The sequence below is a fragment of the bacterium genome (assembly GCA_008933615.1).
In the GTDB taxonomy this organism is placed as follows: Bacteria; CLD3; CLD3; order SB21; family SB21; genus SB21.
The window spans coordinates 1-21,649 of the sequence record WBUR01000042.1 but is presented as its reverse complement, the minus strand read 5'-3'; the positions used below and the strand labels follow the sequence as shown (position 1 = coordinate 21,649).

General features: G+C 43.8%; 20 protein-coding genes. 7 read left to right on the top strand and 13 right to left on the bottom strand.

Annotated features, from left to right (window positions below):
• Nucleotides 1-5: 5 nt before the first annotated feature.
• The 8 genes from F9K33_13895 to F9K33_13860 form a co-directional block, all read right to left on the bottom strand.
• Nucleotides 6-1,865 carry a bifunctional homocysteine S-methyltransferase/methylenetetrahydrofolate reductase gene (locus F9K33_13895; protein KAB2878270.1) on the bottom strand — a complete coding sequence of 620 codons (1,860 nt, stop codon included), beginning with the start codon at nt 1,863-1,865 and terminating at the stop codon, nt 6-8.
• Nucleotides 1,862-3,733 carry an excinuclease ABC subunit C gene (locus tag F9K33_13890; protein ID KAB2878278.1) on the bottom strand — a complete coding sequence of 624 codons (1,872 nt, stop codon included), beginning with the start codon at nt 3,731-3,733 and terminating at the stop codon, nt 1,862-1,864. Before F9K33_13890 ends, F9K33_13895 begins: the two co-directional genes overlap by 4 nt.
• A gap of 45 nt (nt 3,734-3,778) precedes the next feature.
• The gene (locus tag F9K33_13885; GenBank protein KAB2878269.1) at nt 3,779-4,072 is read right to left on the bottom strand and encodes a hypothetical protein; all 294 of its coding nucleotides are present in this window, start codon (nt 4,070-4,072) and stop codon (nt 3,779-3,781) included.
• 20 nt (nt 4,073-4,092) lie between these two features.
• The gene (locus F9K33_13880; GenBank protein KAB2878268.1) at nt 4,093-5,166 is read right to left on the bottom strand and encodes an NTP transferase domain-containing protein; all 1,074 of its coding nucleotides are present in this window, start codon (nt 5,164-5,166) and stop codon (nt 4,093-4,095) included.
• A 12-nt stretch (nt 5,167-5,178) separates the two neighbouring features.
• Nucleotides 5,179-6,798, bottom strand: coding sequence for a tetratricopeptide repeat protein (locus F9K33_13875; protein ID KAB2878267.1), 1,620 nt, complete (start codon nt 6,796-6,798; stop codon nt 5,179-5,181).
• A gap of 21 nt (nt 6,799-6,819) precedes the next feature.
• Nucleotides 6,820-7,233 (bottom strand): FHA domain-containing protein, encoded by a 414-nt coding sequence (locus F9K33_13870; GenBank protein KAB2878266.1) that lies wholly within the window; start codon nt 7,231-7,233, stop codon nt 6,820-6,822.
• Nucleotides 7,234-7,254: 21 nt separating this feature from the next.
• Nucleotides 7,255-8,994 carry a hypothetical protein gene (locus F9K33_13865; GenBank protein ID KAB2878265.1) on the bottom strand — a complete coding sequence of 580 codons (1,740 nt, stop codon included), beginning with the start codon at nt 8,992-8,994 and terminating at the stop codon, nt 7,255-7,257.
• Nucleotides 8,995-9,162: 168 nt separating this feature from the next.
• Nucleotides 9,163-9,855, bottom strand: coding sequence for a hypothetical protein (locus F9K33_13860; GenBank protein KAB2878264.1), 693 nt, complete (start codon nt 9,853-9,855; stop codon nt 9,163-9,165).
• 200 nt (nt 9,856-10,055) lie between these two features.
• Here F9K33_13860 and F9K33_13855 point away from each other — a divergent pair, with 200 nt between their 5' ends.
• From F9K33_13855 to F9K33_13835, 5 genes are read left to right on the top strand one after another with little or no spacing between them, the layout of a single operon-like run.
• Nucleotides 10,056-11,003, top strand: coding sequence for a hypothetical protein (locus F9K33_13855; protein ID KAB2878263.1), 948 nt, complete (start codon nt 10,056-10,058; stop codon nt 11,001-11,003).
• Between the two features lie 18 nt (nt 11,004-11,021).
• On the top strand, nt 11,022-11,798 hold the full coding sequence (locus tag F9K33_13850; protein KAB2878262.1) for a YggS family pyridoxal phosphate-dependent enzyme: 777 nt from the start codon (nt 11,022-11,024) through the stop codon (nt 11,796-11,798).
• The gene (locus tag F9K33_13845) at nt 11,792-12,709 is read left to right on the top strand and encodes a DivIVA domain-containing protein (protein ID KAB2878261.1); all 918 of its coding nucleotides are present in this window, start codon (nt 11,792-11,794) and stop codon (nt 12,707-12,709) included. Before F9K33_13850 ends, F9K33_13845 begins: the two co-directional genes overlap by 7 nt.
• On the top strand, nt 12,706-12,915 hold the full coding sequence (locus F9K33_13840) for a hypothetical protein (protein ID KAB2878260.1): 210 nt from the start codon (nt 12,706-12,708) through the stop codon (nt 12,913-12,915). Before F9K33_13845 ends, F9K33_13840 begins: the two co-directional genes overlap by 4 nt.
• Nucleotides 12,912-13,733: a purine-nucleoside phosphorylase gene (locus tag F9K33_13835; GenBank protein KAB2878259.1), complete on the top strand. Its 822-nt coding sequence runs from the start codon at nt 12,912-12,914 to the stop codon at nt 13,731-13,733. The genes F9K33_13840 and F9K33_13835 overlap by 4 nt, the downstream gene beginning before the upstream one ends.
• 238 nt (nt 13,734-13,971) lie before the next feature.
• Here F9K33_13835 and ggt read toward each other — a convergent pair whose 3' ends face one another.
• A complete protein-coding gene (gene ggt / locus F9K33_13830) occupies nt 13,972-15,657 on the bottom strand; it encodes a gamma-glutamyltransferase (protein ID KAB2878258.1) in 1,686 nt (561 codons plus the stop codon).
• Nucleotides 15,658-15,751: 94 nt separating this feature from the next.
• Here ggt and F9K33_13825 point away from each other — a divergent pair, with 94 nt between their 5' ends.
• Nucleotides 15,752-16,597 carry a 2,3,4,5-tetrahydropyridine-2,6-dicarboxylate N-succinyltransferase gene (locus F9K33_13825; GenBank protein ID KAB2878257.1) on the top strand — a complete coding sequence of 282 codons (846 nt, stop codon included), beginning with the start codon at nt 15,752-15,754 and terminating at the stop codon, nt 16,595-16,597.
• Between the two features lie 97 nt (nt 16,598-16,694).
• On the opposite strand, the gene F9K33_13820 is transcribed toward F9K33_13825, so the two are convergent.
• The 4 genes from F9K33_13820 to rlmN form a co-directional block, all read right to left on the bottom strand.
• Entirely contained in the window at nt 16,695-17,186 is a 492-nt protein-coding gene (locus F9K33_13820) for a TlpA family protein disulfide reductase (GenBank protein KAB2878256.1), read from the bottom strand.
• A 13-nt stretch (nt 17,187-17,199) separates the two neighbouring features.
• Entirely contained in the window at nt 17,200-19,206 is a 2,007-nt protein-coding gene (locus tag F9K33_13815) for a DUF255 domain-containing protein (GenBank protein KAB2878255.1), read from the bottom strand.
• 66 nt (nt 19,207-19,272) lie between these two features.
• Nucleotides 19,273-19,524 (bottom strand): hypothetical protein, encoded by a 252-nt coding sequence (locus tag F9K33_13810; GenBank protein KAB2878254.1) that lies wholly within the window; start codon nt 19,522-19,524, stop codon nt 19,273-19,275.
• A gap of 47 nt (nt 19,525-19,571) precedes the next feature.
• Entirely contained in the window at nt 19,572-20,771 is a 1,200-nt protein-coding gene (rlmN, locus tag F9K33_13805; GenBank protein KAB2878253.1) for a 23S rRNA (adenine(2503)-C(2))-methyltransferase RlmN, read from the bottom strand.
• A gap of 20 nt (nt 20,772-20,791) precedes the next feature.
• Here rlmN and F9K33_13800 point away from each other — a divergent pair, with 20 nt between their 5' ends.
• Nucleotides 20,792-21,397, top strand: coding sequence for a hypothetical protein (locus F9K33_13800; protein KAB2878252.1), 606 nt, complete (start codon nt 20,792-20,794; stop codon nt 21,395-21,397).
• Nucleotides 21,398-21,649 lie beyond the last annotated feature (252 nt).

The following is a 21,649-nucleotide window of genomic DNA, read 5'->3' as shown; positions in this document are numbered from 1 at the left end:
TTATTTTACAGAACTTCCAGCAAATCGAACGCCATTTCGAATTTATTAAACGGGGGCATGACGTATACCCCTTCCACGAGATGCCTTGCTTCTTTCAGAAATTCTTTTGCGATTTTAACGCCTTCTTCCTGACCGCGGTCACCGGCTTTATTCATCCGCTCTCGTATTTTTTCAGGAATGGTGATGTCCGGAATTTCATTGTGCATGAATTGCGCATGTTTTGCGTTCCTCAAAGGCATAATGCCGAGTAGAACGGGAATTCGTCCTTTGAATTTCTTTGCATATTCTTCTAGAGGTTTCAAATCGTATAACACCTGCGTCATAGCGAAATCCGCACCGCCGGCCATTTTTTGTTCAATACGCTCGTGCTCCCTTGCCAAATCCACCGGGGTGGGGTTGACTGCGCAAGCCTTAAAAAAGTTAGTTTTTGATCCGATAGGTTTACCTGCAAGATCGATCCCCTGATTGAGATTATTAATGAGTTTGATCAGTCCGATCGAATCAACATCAAAAACACCTGTTGCGTTCGGATAATCGCCAACAATCGGCGGATCGCCGGTTATACCTAAGATAGTCCGAATATCCATTACATGCGCGCTCATCAACTCCGACTGCATAGCCAATAAATTACGGTCCCTGCATGAAAAATGAAGTATCGTTTCAATGTGCACGCTTTTATTAATCAACGATGCCATTGCCAGCGGAGTCATGCCGGCTTTGGCCAGAGGATTATCGGCAATATTGATTGCGTCTACATTATGTTTTTTACACAAGATGGCGCCTTCAATCACTTTCTCATAATTTAAACCGCGCGGCGGATCTAATTCCACGCTGATCACAAACTTTCCGGACTTGAATTTGTCTATTAGAGAGGAATGATGCGTGTCTTTGCGGTTTAGCGATTTTACGGTAACTTCTTCCGGTTCAACCACGCTAATTTTTTTATCAACTTTTTTCGGGGCTTGAATGCCGACCGCATTTCGAATCGAGCGAATATGTTCCGGCGTTGTACCGCAACATCCGCCGATAATATGCACTCCAGCAGCTACCATCAGCTTAGCATATTCGCCGAAATAATCGGGCGACGCCAGGTAGATATACCTTCCGCCGACGTAACGGGGCAATCCTGCGTTCGGCTGGATCGAAAAAAAAGTATCGTCCATTCCGTTCATTTTTTCTAAAACTTCCAGAAGCACCTGCGGGCCGACGGAACAATTGGCGCCGACGACGTCTGCGCCGAGAGATTTCAATATTTTTACAACTTCCTGCGGTTTATTACCCATCAATGTTTTACCGTCTTCAGTAAAACTCATTTGCGCAACAATTGGAAGTGATGTCACGTCTCGCGCAGCCGTCACGGCTTCTTTGGCCTCTTCGATATCGGAAATCGTTTCGATCATGATGAGATCGACGCCGCCGTCAGCTAGAATCTGAATTTGTTCAGTAAAATATGCGCGCGCTTCCTCGTGTTTGATTTTTCCGATCGGCTCCAGCGGTTTCCCAAGCGGACCGACGGATCCGGCTACAAAAATGTCTTTTCCGAGTTCTTTTTTCTTCTTGTCAGCCATTTCCCTTGCGAGATTTGCCGCTGTGCGGTTGATGTCAAACAATTTGTCCTCAAAACCGTGATGGGTCAAACGAAAACGATTTCCACCAAAGGTGTTTGTTTCAATAATATCGGCGCCCGCATCAATATAAGCCGAATGAATGTCACGTATCAATTGAGGATGGGATATATTAATTGCATCAAAGCAGTGATCGAATGTGATCCCTTTGTCATATAATTGCGTGCCCATCGCTCCGTCGCAAATCAATATGCGTTCGCTCAGTGTCTCGAGGAAATTATTTGGGCGATTATCACTCATAAATCATGTTCCCCGTCATTCTGTTCATTGAAATATTCATAAATTCGTCCTGCGATATTTTTGTTAATGCCTTCTACTGCCGCTATTTCATTTATCCCGGCTTCTGAAAGTTTCTTGACTGATCCGAAATGATTGATCAATAATGTTCTTCGCTTTTCGCCCACTCCGTCTATTTCATCGAGCTCAGACATGATAACACGTTTTTCTCTCCTATCCCGATGAAACGTAATCGCAAACCGATGCGCTTCGTCGCGTATGTGCTGCAACAGCTTAATGCTCGAGGATGTTTTTGGAATCATGATCGATTCGGTTACACCCGGAAAAAATATTTCTTCCATTCGCTTTGCAAGCCCGATAATCGATTGGCCATCCGAACCCGACTTAGACACCGTAATACCGAGCCCCTCAAGCGCAGACACCGCCGAAGAAAGTTGTCCTTTTCCGCCGTCAACCACAATCATATCAGGAAAATCAAGCCCTTCTTTAAGAACCCTTAGATACCGGCGTGTCAGCACCTCGTGCATGCTGGCAAAGTCATCCGGGCCGTCCACCGTTTTGATCTTAAATTTTCGATACTCGCTTTTCTTCGGTTTCCCGTCTTCGAACACTACCATCGACGCAACGGGATCGCTTCCCTGTATATTTGAATTATCAAAACACTCTATCCTCCGCGGCAGAGTTTTTAAGTTTAGATCGCGCTGCAAACTCTGCAGCACTTTCGGGATAAAGGCCTCCTTCGCTTTCAGTTTTTGCAACTTAAGCTCTCCAAGGAGCAGGCGCGCGTTGCGTTCGCACATATCCACCAGCTTGTGTTTCTCGCCGATTTTTGGAACGACAAAAACTACCGCCTCGCCGGATTTGCTCTGAAGCCAGTCCCGTAAAGCAGTCGGCTCATCGGGTTCCAACTGAAGATAAATCTCATTGGGGACATAATCCGACTGAAGGTAATAATTTTTTATCAATGTTTCCAAAATTTGCTGCTGCGTTTTATCTTCCACGCGAGTAAAATAGAAATGTTGCCTCCCGATCATCTTCCCGTCACGAATCTTAAAAACTACGCCGCATGCCTGGTCTTCCTCAGCGGCAACTGCCAAAATATCTTTATCTGAAAGATCCTGAAAAACGACTTTTTGCGATTCCGTATAGTTTTCGATCGCCATGATACGGTCACGAATCTTCGCTGCTGCCTCAAACTGCTGCGCCGAAGCATATCCCTGCATTTCATTTCGCATATGTTTCAAAAGAACGTTCGTTTTTCCGACCAAAAATCGTTCCATCTGCTCGATGATTTTACAATACTCATCGGCACCGATCAGGCCTTGGCACGGGCCGTCGCACTTATGGATATAGTAATCTAAGCATAGTTTTACCTTCTTCGCATGAACTGTTTCCGCCGTGAAATGATGCGTGCAGCTGCGAACGGGGAAAATACGATGAAGTGTTTTAAGCGTGTGACGCAAATTTTTGACGTCCGTATACGGCCCGAAAAACCGCCCCCCGGATTTCTCTTTCTCACGCGTCACATAGATACGCGGAAAAAGTTCATCGGTTACTTTAATATATGGAAAACTCTTGTCGTCTTTAAGTTCAATATTATACCGTGGCCGGTATTCCTTTACCAAATTCGATTCCAGGATCAGCGCTTCCACTTCTGAATCCGTCTCAATAATTTCTACATCTCGAACTTTGGAAACCATCACCTGTAACTTCAGATCGTCGCGCTTGGATTCCTGAAAGTACTGCCGCACGCGGTTTCGCAGGATCTTCGCTTTACCTATATAGATGACTTTTTGTTGTTCGCTCTTAAAAAGGTAACACCCCGGCGTCTTGGGCAGGTTATCCAGTTTGTTCTGCAGATCGGAACTGATATCCATGAAAGTATAATAAAAATAATGTAACCATTGAAACCATTATTACTCGCTGTCTTCCAGCTCTTCCATCTCTATCTGGGAAGCTCGTTTTCTTTCGCTTTCAATAATTTCAATTACTGCTTTGGGAATCTCAATTCCGGTCAAATCATACGGAGCCAGTTCGCGAGCCAGAACGTTAATCTTCTTATCAATCATATGCCGTTTATTTATTAATATGATATGCTCTTCTTCTTTGGTGCAGTAACCGCCCGTAAAATCACCTTTTTCATGCCGAACTTTGATATCGAGTTGTTTAGCAACTTCTTCGAGCGTTGAAAGTATTTTTTCTTTTTTCATAATCGTATGGAGTAAGGGAGTTATAGTAGTTCGTTTCGTTTTTGTCTCTGAAGTTCATCAACAATCTTTTTAACATCCTGCGCCTGATCCCGGCGGCATATCAACAATGCGTCATCTGTATTGACAACGATCAGATCATGAACCCCCACCATCGCGACAACCTTTTCTGGAGAATAGACCAGCGAATTCGTTGTGTCCATGATAACGTGATTTCCGGTCAAGGCATTCCCTAAGGAATCTTTTTTGGATAGCTGAAATACTTCTTCCCAACTGCCTACGTCGTTCCAGTCAAATTGACTTTTGATCACGTATACTTCTTTGGTTTTTTCCATAACCCCATAATCAATCGAAATACTTTTGACTGAGCGATAGACGCGGTTAACCACGTCATCATAATTAGTTTGATGCAGCACAGATTTGATCTCAATTAATCCTTCATGCAACTCAGGAAGAAACTCCTCAATAAGTTTTAAAATCGTGCAAGCCTTCCAGATAAACATACCGCTGTTCCACAAGAAATCGCCGCTGGAAATAAATCGTTTGGCTGTGTCTGCATTCGGTTTTTCAGCAAAAGCCTTAACCCGAAAGGCTTTTCGGTCTCTACCGATTGGATCATGATCATGATATTGTATATATCCGTAACCCGTTTCCGGGCGGGTTGGAATGATGCCTAATGTGACGCACGCGCCGGTCTGGGTTGCTATTTCCGCTGCAAAACTAATATCTGCGCAGAATGCATCGACGGGTTTGATAAGATGATCCGCTGCAAGAACCGCCATAACGCCATCCGGGTCTTTTTCCATGATATGAAGCGCCGCTAGACCTATGCACGGTGCCGTATTGCGCCCAACCGGCTCAACAAGAATATTCTCACTGCTAATCTGAGGCAGTTGTCTCGACACAGAAGCAGCTTGGTGAATATTAGTAACAATGTATATATCGTTCGCTTCGACCAACGGTTGGATACGCTCAACCGTGTGCTGAATCATGCTCTTCTCGCCAAAAATATTCAGCAATTGTTTTGGACTAATGCTCCGGCTCCTCGGCCAGAAGCGTGTCCCAACGCCGCCCGCCATGATCACTGCATATAACATGAAATCCCCAGTCTAGTTTTTTATTGTTCCTGCTTCAGCATCGTCGCTGATCTCAATCTTGGTGGTACTTTCTCCCGCTCTGATCATTGCTTCGCGCCGTTCAAGTTCTGCCAGCCCTTTCTGCGCCTGCTGATTATTCGGGTTGGACTTGAGCAATTGTGCCCATATCCTTTTTGAACTGGCAAAATCCTCTTTCCACATGTAAACATAACCCAGATTGTGATAAGCGTCAAAATAATCACGTTTTATCTGAATGGCAATGAAAAGATGTTTCAGCGCGTCATCATATTTATGCAAAGTACCCAGCATATAGCCCAAATTGTTATGCGCCTGTGGGTTGTACGGATTGATCTCTATCGCTTTTTCGATTACCGTAACGGCGCTGTCCGTATGGCCGCTGTAAAAATAGGCTACGCCTAAATTATTATAGGCATCATCATAGGTTCGATCTTCGCTGATGATCTTCTTCAACTGCGCAATCTTGTCCGGACTGTTTTCTGATTTTACAGCGGCCTGCATCATCGTAAAAGCGGTAACTTTTCGTTCTCCGCTGATGATCTTTTTTACATGGGTGATGTTGCGGCGTGTGCCGTCCAGATTAGGGTCAAAACTTAACGCTTTCTCAAAAAGCACTATCGCTTTCTGATAATACTCATCCGCTTTGACTTTGTCATTGTTCACGGCAAATGTGTTTCCCATCGTGAAATAAATATACCCCAAATTGTTGTGCGCCTTGGGATGACTCTGGCTTATTGAGATCGCTTTTTCATTAAAAGAAATCGCATGTTCAAAATCGCGCCGCGCAAAATACACGCTGCCCAACTCCGTATAGCCATCCGCTAACATGGGATTTAACTCGATGCATTTATTCAAATAAACCAAAGCCTGATCGTATGCTAATTTTTCGATGAAAGCCTTGCCGAGAAAAAAATAAATCTTGTAATTTGCCGATGTGTCGGATTCAAGATATTCGGCCGCCGTTTTAAAATGTTCTATGGCTCTGTCATACCATTCGATATTAAAATCGCTAAGCCCTGCTTCATAGGCCTGCGAACCGATCGTGTAACCGACCCAATATGTTGCATCCGAATCGCCGGGCGCTAATGCCAAAACGTTTTGAAATGAAGTAATTGCTTTGTTATAATCCCCTTTCGTGAAATATAGCAATCCGAGGCTATGATGCGCGTCGATTAATAACGAGTCAGCACTAATCGCTAATCTAAGTTCAATTTCTGCCTTGCCGTATTCTGCCTTTTGGAAAAAAATGTTACCTAGAACAAAATGCGCTTCGCAGGCCAACGATCTATCGTTACCGGCTTTTTCTGCGATTTTGATCCACACCGGCAACGCCTCGTCAAAATTCTCGGCTATATATAACGAATCTCCTACCGCCTTCAAGACCACAAGATCGGCGTCTATGGCGATTCCAGCACGTTTGATCTCTTCATTTTTAGATCGCATTAACGATGAGTCGTTTAGTGACGTACGGCCATTTCTAAGGGAGTCCTTGGAGGTTACGACGGTTTCTATGGGTTTGCGGTCAGCGATAGTAGTTTGTTTTGCGGCACAACCTACGAAAAGCAAAATCGCAATAAATACGGCAATCCGGTTATTTAAGCAACTAATTCTCATGCAAGAAACCTCCTGAGGGTATTACGGGTTATTTTCAAAATCATTTTTATCTAATGTTCGTTTTGGTTTTTCGGGATCAAGCGCGATGGTTTTAGCCGGCATTAAATTATTTTCGAAATTTTTTTCTATAACCGACTCTTCATCCAATACTTTGAAAGCGACATTACCGATTTTCACTTCGTCTGTATAATTCAGTTCATAATAAAAATTGTCTTGAACTTTTTCCCCATTCACATTAGTTCCATTCGTACTTTGCAGGTCCGTAATATACATCGTGCTTTTTTTCCATTTAATGACCGCGTGATGCCTCGATACCGAGGCGTCGTCAACGTGAATCGTGTTATCAAAAGCACGCCCAAACGAAATTTCCTGCCCTTCTTCGATACGGAAATTTCTGCCGTTAACCTGCTGATATAAATAATACACTCGTTTCATATACGATTCCTTTCAAAAAAGCTAATCCTTAAAACGCAGTAGGATGTTTGATGTTTCCCAATTGGGCCGAATTACCACCGTATCAGCGTAACTTGTAAATCGTTCAGAAAAAATTATTGGACTAACGCGCCCGTAACTGTAGATGCCATTGCCGTCCTCATCTTTAAAGGCAACGACGCTGTAGCGGCCCGGAACGAGATAGTTCAGATTAAAAACGCCGGTTTTGTCTATCCGAACGGTATGATCCCGCATGCCGCGATTCAGATTACGGCAGGTAATGTAATACGTTCCTGCTTTGACGGAATCGTCATCCTTAACAATCCCGGAAACAAAGCCGAGGCTGTCCGTCTTAAATGAATTAACAAAGTACTTTATTACCGTATCGCCAAACACTTTTCCAGACCAATCCATCACAGAATCCGCAATGATATCTATTGTATAAGCCATCCGGCTTTGCAGCAAAACCGCCGGCTGAAACTCTACTTGAGCGGAGTGAGCCCATGTAAACAAACCGTTCACTTGATTTCCTAAACTATCCCGCATCTGAAAATATTTTTCAAATGAAGCCCTGTGAACGCCATTAGAAAATCGAAACCCGAAACCGTCATTTGCCAATATCATACCGTCCTTAGTTTGAGGGCTGAACATCTCCATATCGATTTTGATATTGGAACTATCATCTCCGCCTTCAAAACTCATGTCACCTGAAACTATCTCTTCTCCGCTTTGTGAAAATAAATTCCGGACCGACAAAACATGCCGTCGTTGGATATTTCTAGGTACGGTCAAAATTTTTATTTCGTTTAATTTCACCGGATTCAGGTAAACATCTCTGATTGGGATATCTGTTCCGCTCGCACTGTCGGTCATTCTGAAATGATTTTTGAGCCCGTCAAACCGGCTTCCAGTTTCAAAATAGAGTTCCGTCATCAGCGATTTCGAAAAACCGACAACGACCAAACTCCGGTCTACGGGAACGACAGTTTGAAGCGCAAATTTTGCCGTGTCCTCCTGAAATATCATGAAATCACTACCGGTTGCCTCAAGTTTGGCCGGTTCGACCGTAATGTCTTTAAACGGCAACCCTATGTAATCCGAAGACGGCGTATATAAATAATCCGCGTCGAGATCTGCGATAGCGTATACCCGATATTTTCCCGGCGATAAATACGATAATTTGAATTTGCCTCCGGCGCCAACCTGCGTTATATAATCTGCACGTTTGATATAAACCAGACTGTCTTCATTTGCCTGTCCAGCCAGTCTGTATGACCATACCGATATTCCCCTTGTATTTTCTGCTATGACGCGGCCGTTAATAGAGCCACGGTCAATGGAATCTCCGGTCGAAAAAGCAAAACTGTAGGCTTGTTGAAGCGCATTTGCATGAATATCCTTTCCATCCGTACCCAGCGTAACCACAAAGGTCTTGTTGCTTTCCAGTGAATCCTCAAGCTCAATCTTCATTACATTCTTTTTCCAGCTGAACTTGATCTCTCCGGCCGGATGCGGCGACAGATAAACGGCATTTTCAACTGTTTCGTGATTCATTTTTTCACTGAATGCTACAAAAATATCCACTTTTCTGGAAACTCTTACCGAATCATTTGTCGGAATTGTCCATATAACTTCCGGCGCCTCTTTGTCTTCAGGGCCTCCACCCGGCGGCTGCATACTGGCGCAACCCCATGTGAAAAGCAGCATTGTCAGGATGATAATACGATTGCGGCTAAATACCATACAAAGTTTACTTGATTTCAATATACAACAAACTCATCGATTTTAAATTACCTAAGATGCTTTCTTGAATAATCTCAACTTGCAACATCGCCCGGTAATTATGTACAATAGTTCACAAAACATAAAACCCCGTGACAGGACATCCCATACGTCTCCACCACGGGGTTTAATCAATAAGATTGAATCGATCTAAAAGGAAATGTTTAGTCCTTCAATCACAGCAGACGGATGCGGATTATCAGGGTTATCCAAAGCATCAAACGCTTCAAGATGATTGACATCTATTACCTCAAGCCGATATGAAGCGTCTTTTAAACCGGTTATCGTTGCTTCATAATAATCAGCGCGCAGTACAAACTCGGTGACTTTGGATGTCGTCGACACGATTTTTTTCCCGACAATTTCCGTTAATTTACATTTGAGTGAGGCCGTTTTAACCAAATTATCACGGTGATCCGTAACACGCACGTAAAGAGGCATTGTCTTATTCTGCCAATCAATGCTATTTACCGACTTTTCTTCCATTACCGTTATTGTAGGAGCAACCACGGTGATATTGGTCTTTCCGATCTTGTTAAATTTTCCGTCTAAGACGTCGATTTCAACCTCGCCAGGAAAAGGGCTTGTAAAAGTAGCCTGGCTGACACTGCCTTCTGTTGATTGAACAGTCTTAAAATCACTGAAATTTCCGCCGCCCTTCCGGGAAACACAATTCAGATTGGCCTCCCCCTTTGACGGTGAAACGATGATTTTTGCTTCCTGATCGCCCGCTAAAATCGTGTCCTGATCCACTTTAACCGTAAATTGGGCTTCTGCCTGATGGTTACTAATGAAAAGCAGGCATGTAGCCGCTATAAAAACGAACCAAGCTCTTTTGACCATGGATTTATCCTTCAGTGAAATAAGAAATTCTAATTAAAGTATTAATTAATATGAATGATAATGTATTTTCTTTTATCTTTCAATACAAAATTATGGAATTGTGCAATTTAAGGGCAGGACATTTTTATTGATTTTTAAGGTTTTAAAAAATATATTGTTTAAATTTATGGGAACCACATCCAGAAATTTGATTTAATCGAATGGAAGTAAAGATTCACGATGCCGTTTTGCCTGAAGTCGTGCAGAAAATTTCGGGCGGTGAAACTGGCAATTTTCAGAAAAGTTTCGAACTCGATTCGCGGCTTTTTGACGATGACAAAATAAATAGAATCAAAAGCCGATTTCATATCTATAAGGAATACGATTCTTTTATAGAAGAACTGAATTATGATCAGCTTAGAAACTTTCTTGAGGCGCTGATTCGGACTGCCGTCGCTTACTACAGCGAGGCGCTTAATATTTCAGCCAACGAAAAGGATATACGTAATAAATTCGAAAATTTACTGGATTATAAGGAACGAACCGGTTGTTCCGAGTCGATCGAAGCATGTTTGAATGAGGGCTGTTATCACCTGGATTCCCAGTGTGCGATCCGCAAGATCAAAGAAGATATCCTGACAGTTGCGCAGATATTTGAGTCTAGAAAAAACCGAAGCCACATACCGCACGTCGCTATCGAATTATTTTTTAAGAAGATCATAGAAAAGCACAACAGCATCGGACTTATTTTATCGGATAAATTCGGATCCCCAAAAGTTTTTACAACGGACGGAAGCGCTATTTCACCGATCATATCCGAGGGCATTCGCCGCCTCTCGGACGCCATCACTGAACATGAGTTTCGATTTGCGCAATTTGGAGAGCCTTTTCTGGCTTTTAACCAGCGTTTCCCCCTGGACGAAGAGCTGGCAAGCAAATTAGAGGCGGTTGAAAAAAACCCGGAACTGACAAAGTATATCAAGAAAGTGACGTTCAGCAGTATCGGCTTTGAAATTGCCCATGAAAAAATGATATTGTCCATCATCTATCTTGGCGATAACGTGCTGACCAAGTACTTAAAACACGTGATCGGCGGTATTGAACGCATTAAAATTGAAACCGACCCGGAAGCAAGAATCCGGTCCGGCTTCGGCAAAAACGCAGAATAAAATACAGGATACCTTATAATGGAATCTAATACTACCCGGCATAGAGTACACGCGACTATTCAGCGTATTAAGGATGCGTGCCGACGCGTCGGCCGAAAGCACGAAGACATCCAATTGATAGCGGTTTCTAAAACGTACGGTGTGGAAGAGATCAAAGAAGCTCTAAATGCAGGCATTCATCACATCGGAGAAAATAAAGTACAGGAAGCAAAAGAAAAACTGCCCATACTGCAGAAAGATAAGAGCCTGTCCCACGTTCAATGGCACTATATCGGACACTTGCAAACCAACAAAGTTCGGCAAGCCGTTGAACTTTTTGACATCATACATTCCGTGGATTCATTGAGGCTTGCCGCAGAGATTGATCGAAGGTCCTATACCAAAGACAAAATTATGCCGGTTTTAATTCAGGTCAATACTTCGCGCGAAAAACCAAAGTATGGTATTGATCCCGATGATACACTCGAATTGGTCAAACAGGTTTCGGAACTTAAGAACCTGAAGATCAAAGGGCTCATGACTATCGGCGCACTGACTGCAGCCACAGCAAACGATACCGTTAAGATCCGCTCGTATTTCAAGAAATTACGGGAATTGAAGGAATTTATAGCAGATCAGAATATTCCGAACGTGGACATGCACTGCCTTTCCATGGGAATGAGCAATGATTTTGAGATTGCTATCGAAGAAGGCGCCACGCATCTTCGTATCGGAACGGCTATTTTCGGAAAGCGCAAGCGTGCAGTTAAGAGTTTGTTACCGGCCGCTTCTAACCAAATGGAGGAAAAATCGTGAGACTGGAACTGACCGATATATTGCATCAGGAGTTCAAGCGTGCGTTCCGTGGTTATAACCGCCACGAGGTATCTGCTTTTCTAGAGGTCGTGGCAGAGAATTATACCGAATTAAATAATGAAAATGCCGCTCTCCTGCAGAAAATCAAACTCGTTGAAAATGAAATGGAACATTTAAGAATTCAACTCAATGAAAACGAAAAAATGCTCCAGAGCTATAAACATGAAATGGCGAAGGTGGAGCGCCTGATGGATTCAAAAATTGACGCCGACTTCATCCTCCAAAAAGCCAAGTCCGAATCGGAACGCATCATTACAGAATCCAAAAAACAGGCTGACAGGATCGCCTCGGAAACAAAATTCCTGCTCGACCAGCGCTCAAAAGTGGCCGCCCATTTACGAGAGTATCTAAAGTCGCAGATGGCTCTGCTTGGAATCATTGCGGACAGCGAGGAACCGCTGCGCACGGACTCCGGCACAGACGTAAATATCGACACCGTAACGGATGCAATGGAAACTGATTCCGCCCATTCGAAAAACTCACCATCGGAAAATGCAGTGGATGAAACCTCTTTGGAATTGACACAAGTGGATGGCATTGATAGTTTTCTCAGCGATGTCGAGCTCGACGATATTCCCCAGGAACTTGCCCATGCGTTGAGCCGCTACAAGGATAACGAGGAGCCACGCCTAATCGATCCGGAAGCTCAGGCAAAGATGCAGCAAATGCTCGATGATCTCGATGCCATATCGGAACACGCGACGGGAATGTTCAAGAAGGCGGATTTTCACAAAATGCTCGGCGATGATATTCACACTCGTTCGGAGGAAATGATCAATCAGATCTATGCCGAACTTGAAAAGAAAAAATCATTACAAAAAGATAACTCCAATCCCGAGGAAAAAACATGAGCGAAAACGACAAAAAAGACGATGAAAAAAAAGATGACAAAAAGAAAGCCATTGAAGACCTAGATAGCCTAAGCACAAATCCGACCGGCATATTTAAGAAAGCTGATTTTGACAAGATGCTGGGAGAATACGCCAAGAAAAAACCGGAAGATATGATCGATGACATCTACGCGGAACTGGAAAAAAAGAAATCGGAGAAAAAATGAGTAGCTATCTGGATCAAATTCAAGAAGCCGTTCTATCGATACGAAAAAAAACAAATATGGAAACCCCCGTTGGTATAATCCTTGGAACGGGACTGGGTGGGTTGGCGCTTGATATTCAAAAGGAAACTGAAATTTCGTATACTGACATTCCCCACTTCCCGCTTTCTACCGTTGAGAGCCATGCCGGAAAATTAATTTTTGGCAAACTCGGCGGAAAAAACGTAGTGGCCATGCAGGGACGATTTCATTTCTATGAAGGCTACTCCATGCAGCAAATCACATTTCCCGTTCGAGTAATGAAATTTTTGGGAGTTAAAACGCTTTTAGTTTCCAATGCGTGCGGCGGGATGAATCCCCAATATGTGGCCGGTGATATCATGATCATGGACGACCATATCAATTTGCTTGGCGATAATCCGCTGCGCGGTAAGAACGAAGACAGCCTCGGACCGCGTTTCCCGGATATGAGCGAACCGTATTCAAAAAAACTTAGCGCGATGGCGGAGCAAATTGCGCTTGAAGAAAAAATTAAAGTTCAGCGCGGCGTTTATGTTGCCGTGATGGGGCCCAATCTGGAAACACGTGCGGAATATCGATTTCTGCGGTATATCGGAGCGGATGTGGTCGGCATGTCTACTATTCCTGAAGTTATTGTTGCTAACCACATGGGCATCGCTTGTTTAGGTTTTTCAATTGTCACCGACGAATGTTTTCCCGATTCACTGCAACCGGTCGATATTAAGAAAATTCTCAAAACAGCCGGTGAGACAGAGCCGAAAATGACGGCGATCATGAAAAAAGTTGTAGAGAAGCTTTGATGAATAATGAATAATGAGTAATATTTATCTTTGATTCTCCGTCACTTCGATTTTAACACGAGCGATCATTAATTATTTATTACTCAGTACCCATTATTTAATGTGCTTATCGGGTTTAGTCACATACGTCATGGTGAGCGGAGTCGAACCATGACCAAGTTTAGTAAAATCAGTCTTCGACTACGCTCATACTGAAGTGTTCTCTTCCATTTGTGAGTAAACCCGATAAGCACATTATTTAATACCCCTCTGCCCATCCGTATCTGCGCATATCAGCCTCTCCGTAGATCACCCCGGTTACAGGATCGATCCAAATCGAATGTGCATCGCCTAAATAAGTAACCTCTAATATATTGTGTCCTCTTGATCTCAAACTGTTTACTATTTTTGCATCCCACCTGTTTTTTTCTATTGTTACCCGATCCGGTATCCAGTTATGATTTATACGCGGATAATCAACAGCTTCTCGCAACGTCAACTGATAATCAGTAACACCAATTATAACCTGCAGTACCGTATTAATAATAGTCTTCCCGCCGGGAGAACCCGTGATCAATAACGGCTTACCGTTTTTTAGCACTATAGTTGGCGCCATGGAACTTAACATACGCTTGCCCGGCTCGATAAGATTGGGACTATTTCCTTTTTGATTTTTGAAAAGGGAAACATCAGGCTCAATATTAAAATCATGCATCTCATTATTCAACAGAAAACCCAACCCTTTCACCACAGCTCCTGAACCAAACCATTCCTCTATCGTATAGGTATTGGAGACCACATTCCCATCCATATCAACAACCGAAAAGTGAGTTGTCTCCATAGATTCGTCAATTACAGAAATATCTTCGCTCATTTTCACGCTCGGCATAGCCTTGGCTTTATCAATAGTTCTTGCAAGATCTTTAGCGTACTGTTTTGAGATTAGTCTATCCGTCGGTAATTTTAGAAAGTCTGCATCGCCTAAGAATCGGATCCGATCAAAAAAACCAAACCGCATGGCTTCAATAATGATATGCAATGATTCAGGATTGTTTTGCTTCAGTTCAAAATTCTCAAGAATGTTGAGCACCTCCGTTAATACGACCCCGGCCGACGACGGCGGCGGCATACCGAGAATCTCATAATCGCGATACGTTCCGACAATCGGTTTCCGTATCACCGCCTGATAATTTTTCAGATCGTCTTCGGTCCATATGCCGCCGTTGTTCGACACATCCGCCACCATGGCCTCTGCAAGCGCTCCCTCATAAAACGCAAGCGCTCCTTCCTCTGCAATGATACGGAGTGTCCCGGCAAGATCTTTTTGAATCAAAAGTTCCCCGGCTCGATACGCATCGCCATTTGCTTTGAAAAAAATTCGTTTTGTCTCATCGAACCTTGATAACTCAAACCGGCTGGATTCCAGATATTCGGCCAATTGTGGACTTAACTTAAAACCATTTTCTGCAAGCATGACGGCGGGCATGACCAATTCTTTCCAAGGCAATTTTCCGTACTTCTTCCATGCGGCTTCCAGTCCCCGCACGGTCCCTGGAATGCCGGACACGAGATAACCGTAATTGCTCGAAACCGTATCCACCGAGCCGTCTGAATTCAAAAACATCCGCGCGTGGGATCTGGCAGGCGCTTTTTCGCGGTAATCAATGGCCGCCGATTCGCCGTTTTTCATTCGAATCAGCATAAATCCGCCGCCGCCGATATTACCGGCCTGCGGATACGTGACGGCTAATACAAAAGCCGTTGCCACTGCCGCATCAACGGCGTTGCCGCCTTTTTGGAGAATGGCGACGCCTGCTTTGGAGGCGAATTCATCTACAGAAACCACCGCGCCCTTTTTTGCGATCACCGACTTCTGTTGCGCTGAAATATCCGGTACTGCAATATTCAGAATAACTAAAGCAAATAAGTAGAATCGATATGGCATTATGCTTTTCTTTCAGATTGGATTTTTGACCCGATAGTTGTATTTTATCATATAAAAACCCCAAGCTCAAGAAATTTCTAAACACGATAAACATATGAACAAACTGGAAATGATATCCGCCGTTGAATCGCTGTATAATTCGCCCGCCGAAGAAATTAAAAAAGATGACGCGCTGGAAGTCTTTTATAATTTCAAAAAAATGCTCAATAGCGGCGATATTCGCGCGGCAGAAAAAAATGACGGACACTGGCGCGTTAATGAATGGGTGAAAAAGGGCATCTTGGTGGGCTTTCGAATCGGCAAGCTGACCGATATGTCCATCGACGGACGATTCCGTTTTTTCGATAAGGATACCTATCCGTTAAAAAATTTAGTTGCGAAAGATAATGTACGAATGGTACCCGGCGGCAGCAGTATCCGCGACGGATGTTACGTTTCACCGCAAACGGTGATCATGCCCCCGGCGTACATCAATGTCGGCGCGTTTGTGGACTCCGGAACGCTCATTGATTCCCATGCACTTGTGGGCTCCTGCGCGCAACTAGGAAAAAATATTCATCTCAGCGCCGCGGCGCAAATCGGCGGTGTATTAGAACCTATAGGCGCCATGCCGGTAATCATTGAAGACGATGTGATGATCGGAGGCAATTGCGGCATTTATGAAGGAACCATTGTGAAAACCAGAGCGGTTATCGGCGCGGGCGTGATCCTGACCGGCGGAACACCCGTTTATGATCTGGTCACAAGTTCCGTCTACCGTAAAACAAAAGAAGAACCTCTCATTATTCCGGAAGGCGCGGTGGTTGTAGCGGGTACGCGCCCCATTGTATCCAATATTTTTGCAAGAGAAAAAAACTTATCATTGTATACGCCAATAATTATCAAGTACCGGGATGAGAAGACGGATGTCTCGACGGCGTTGGAAGATATGCTGCGATGAAAACATTCGTAATATTAGGGCACGAATGACGCGAAATGGACGGAGTTAATCGGATTGGATCTTTTTGTATTTCGAGTGCTTATTAAATCAAAATCGTTCAAATACCCGCCGCTTTCAACAAATTCAAGAATCGTTCCTTGTTCTGAAGCCCAACATTACGGCTGACCATTTTTCCGTTTTTATCAATAATTATAGTCGTCGGAAACGCCTGAATCTGAAATTGTTTTGCAAAGGCGTCGTCGCCGTACCATGTGGGATAATTGATCTGCAGTTGATCAACTACCATTGGCTTGGCAGCCTCCGGCGATTGCGACTCCAGCAGAACGCCCAAGACAACGACGTTTCTGTCCTTGTATTCCGCATGTATCTCTTTCAGATCAGGAATTTCCTTGATACAAGGAGCGCACCAGGTTGCCCAAACATTCAGTAATACCGTTTTGCCTCTATATTCAGAAAGTTTAACCGAATTCCCCTCCAGGTCTGTAATTGAAAAATCAACTGCTCCGTCCAAACCGGCTTCCTTTTTACCGCAAGAGGAAATGGAGACCATCATAAAAATGACCGCCATTGCAATAAATATCTGTTTCATGTTGTCCTTTATTTCAATTTTTTCGAATATCTGCCGTAATTTTCATTTTCTCCAATCCGTCTTTCAGAAACATTTTAAAAATCTCCGGGTTCCTTTCCAGCCCGCCGAAAGTTGCCAGCACATTTTCTTCAGGATCAATGATCACATAGAACGGCAGGGCAACGCTGCCGACTAATTTTTGCTGTAACTCCTGATTCATTTCCTGTGATTCGCCAAAATCCGTCCATAAACGCGACAATACCATTTGGCCAAAAAGTTCATCTACGTCTTCTCTAACAAATATTGTTTTTTCCATTAAGCGGCAATTTGTGCATGTCTTCCCAGTAAAATCAATGAAAAGCGGTTTACCCGTTTCGCGTGCCCGTGCCAGTGCTGCAGGATAATTTTCGATCCATTCGTTTTCGTCCGTTTCTGCTGATGAAAGCACACTATGGATCGCTCCATAATCTGCCGGCGGAAGATAGGAATCAAGATCGGCCTGCAATGGATGTCCAAAAAGCCCGGACAGCAGATAAGTTGTTAAGCTTAAAAAGAATATTCCCAGACCCGTTCTGCCGGCGCCGACGGACTCCACCGTATCGTCTTCTGAAAATTTGATTTTTCCGAGTAAGTAGAAACCCGAGATGCCAAACAATACGATCCATATAGAAAGCAGGACCGGCCGCGTTAAGATTTGAGTATCCCAAACGAGATCAACATTACTGAAAAACTTAAACGCAGCGGCAACTTCTATGAACGCCATTACAATCTTAGTGGCATGCAGCCAACTTCCGCTTTTTGGCATGTTGGCAAGATATTGCGGAAAAAGAGACAAAAAGAAAAAGGGTGCTGAGAATGCCGTCGCAAAACATAACATACCGATCACAGGCAAGAACCATTCTCCATTGGCCGAGGCAACCATCAAAAGGCCGAGAAACTGAACCGTGCAGGTAAAGGAAACCAAAGTGAACGTCACTCCGGCAAACAACGTTCCGATCGTGCGCCCGGTGTCGCTGTGCTGCTGAGAAAAATTTACAATAAACGACGGTAGCCTTATTTCAAAAACACCGAACAGGCTCAAAGCAAAAACGACAAATAATACCCCGATAGTCATATTGACCCACACATTTGCGGCGAAATTTTGCGCGCCGGATGCACCAAGAATCAACGACATGAGCCAGCCGAATAGGGCAAACGAAACTATGATTCCGAGAATGTAGACTATCGATTGCTTGATCGCCTGAAATCTCGACGTTGCCGAATGTTTTGTAAAATACGATACTGTAATCGGAATCATGGGAAATACGCAAGGCGTCAATAACGCAAGAAAGCCCGTCAGAAATGCCAAACCGATAAATGAAGCCAGCGACTCACTACGCAGCGATTCATACGAAGCGGTTCGCTCCAAAACTGTTTTATCTGAACTTTCGATAGCCAAATTTCCTTTAACAAACGACAAAACGGTATCTTTAATAGCCGATTGGTCATTATGGATCAGTTTATCGTTCTGAGCGTCGTTTTTTGTAAAGGTGGCAGCGGTTTGATTTATTTTCTGCGAAGCGGAAATGACAGATAGCGGAATCGAATACGTTGCTTTAACGGTTTTCGGAGGGAGACAGTAAGACTCCGTGCAAGCCTGATAACGAAATTCCACGCCGATCGTATCGCCGGTATGTAACGGCCCCGTGATTTCGAGCGGCTGTTTGAAGACAAGCGTTCCCGAATGCCAAGTTACGTCGATTCCAAATCCTTCATCAAAATGCTTTTTCCCTTTCGGGCTGATCAAATCGCCGGACAGTCTGATGTGGGCAGGCAAATGCGTCACAACGGTCGTCGGAACCGGACCATCCAGTTGTTCAACGCCGTAGATATGATATTGCGGGTCAATTACCGCTTTAACGTCAAGTGTAAATGACGCCGCATCCACTGAACTTATATTCACGCTGAGCTTTACCGTCTGCGGCAGCTGGCCGTTAATTTCAGATTGAATAAAAAAAGTGGTCACGAGAAGAAAAAGCGTGAGCCGGAAAGAAGTTTGCATACGAGCCTGAAGGTTATAAGTTAGTCGTTTCCAAATATGTCAACACGTTGCTGTTTAGAATATTCATTACAGAAATACGATTCCCTTTTCTATGTATTTTACAGTAAAAGTTACATCGCCAACAATCTCTTTCGCATTAAGATGAACTATTTCCGGATTATGCCCATTAGCGATCACCGACTCATGAAAAACTGCAATCCATTGGCCTGCGTAGTGTTTTGAAATCATGTCCCAGTTGGCCTTGATCCATGCAGTATCCGATACGCCTGCGGGCGCTTTTCGCGGACGGCCTTTGATTTGTTTTTGATTCGCTTTCATACCCGACACCTCCGGTTAAGTGTGAATAAATGAAATGTTCCTCAAAACTAATTTTTGACTGCAAGTTGTCCGCAGGCCGCCGAGATATCCGTTCCTCTGCTTCTCCGCAAGGTCAACGGGCTCTGAATAGAGGAAACCAGCTTCATAAAATAATCAATCCTCTCTTGCGACGGCCTCTTCAAAGCCGGTCCTTCGATCGGATTATAAGGTATAACATTAACTTTACATCGCCCGAGCTCAGACGCAAGTTTTTTTAGCCGAAGCGCATCGGCGTTAGAATCATTCACATCCGCCATCAAGACGTATTCGAGCGTAACTGGATTTCGACGGGTGGAATTAAAATGTTTGGCCGCCTGAAGCAATTCAGTCAATGGATATTTTTTTGTAATAGGCATTACACGCTGGCGCACCTCCTCTGTGGTCGCATTCAGGCTTATCGCCAGATTATAAGGGTGACCGGCATCCGCATATTCATAAATTTTGGGAATAATACCGGAGGTAGAAATGGTGATGTGTTTCGCCGCCATGCCGACGCCTTTTTCATTAGCAATGATCTGCGCGGCCGAAATCACATTCTCATAATTTAGAAAGGGTTCGCCCATACCCATAAAAACGACATTGGAAATACCGGGGTCAATATATTTCCGAATATAAATTAATTGTCCGACGATCTCGCCGACCGTTAGATTTCTGCTAAACCCCATCCATCCTGTTGCGCAGAATTCGCAACCGACGGCGCATCCAACCTGTGTGGAAATGCAAACCGTTCGCCTTTCGTCGTCTGGAATGAATACCGATTCGATCTTCCGGCCGTCCGTCAATTCGAACAAGATTTTCTTAGTGGCATAAGCTTCTTTCTCCCCCGATTGCTGCGTTTTAATGGCTGCCGCATGATGAATCACGGCCGCTTCTCCTAATCGCTCCCGCAGCGTTTTCGAAATATCGGTCATATCGTCAAATGACTCAGCGCCGTATTTATACAACCATTGAAAAACCTGTGCGCCGCGAAATTTTTTTTCGCCCAGCGAAATGAAAAATGTTTCCAGTTCGTCCAACGTCATACCGAGTAAATTCGGTTTTTCAGCTAGAACCGGGCTGTCAACAGAGGCTGTAAAATCAGTGTTTCGTGTGAGGACCTTCATTGGCGTAACATAACATTTCCACCCTTTTCTTGCAAGCATTTTGATTCTTATTTTGATGCTATACATGCCTCTTGCATATAAGGCCGTCATTGAATACGTTGTCAAAAAAGTCTGGACAGGATATCATGATTCGTATTTTATTTTTAGGCGGTCTGGTGATACTGAACCTGAGCTGCGGTTCTGCTAATATGGATCCCGCTACGCCGGACGGCGCCCATAATAAATTTGTCCTCGCATTCGGCGACAAAGACTATCAAACAGTGTATGAACTCCTCACATCGGATACAAAAGCCGATTTTCATTCATACCTCCATACAACCCGCGAAGTGGTCGCGATTATCCGTTCTGAATATCCAGACGCACTAAAGGAGCAGGCTATCGATAATCTTTCCATACCTTTTAAGCAAGATACGTTCATGTACAGGGATATTGAATCGTCGGCTTCCGAAAACGACGTTTTTAGAGTACTCTGCAGCCATATGTTCGCTTCTAAGGATGAAACCCCATCGCTGATGCAAAAATTTGGCACCAAGGTGCAATCTATTGAATTGGAGGGTCCGGATAAGGCAACAATAAGGACTTTGGCCGGTGAAAGCCTGGTTTATATCAGAGAAACGGATCGGATATGGCGTACATCGGAAATTTTCGGAATCAATTTCAAAAACTTAGTTTTGGTGAGCAGACAAAATCTGGAAATTACTAAAAGAAACGTTGACATTTTTTCAAAATAACGCCCGCAACCCGCATTTTTTAAATTCTAAAAATATTGACATTCCGAAGCGTTTATTCTATATTCTCGCGGTTTAGAAATGCTTGATTTTTTAATGTGTTTATCGGGTTGGCTCACAAATGGAAGAGAACCCTTCAGTCTGAGACCTTATGTTAATGAGTCGGTGTTTTGATAAGTTTCTTCTAAATTTAAAATGGAGAACTTATCATGGAAACACAAACCTCAAATTTAAGTTTTAAAGGACAACACTTTT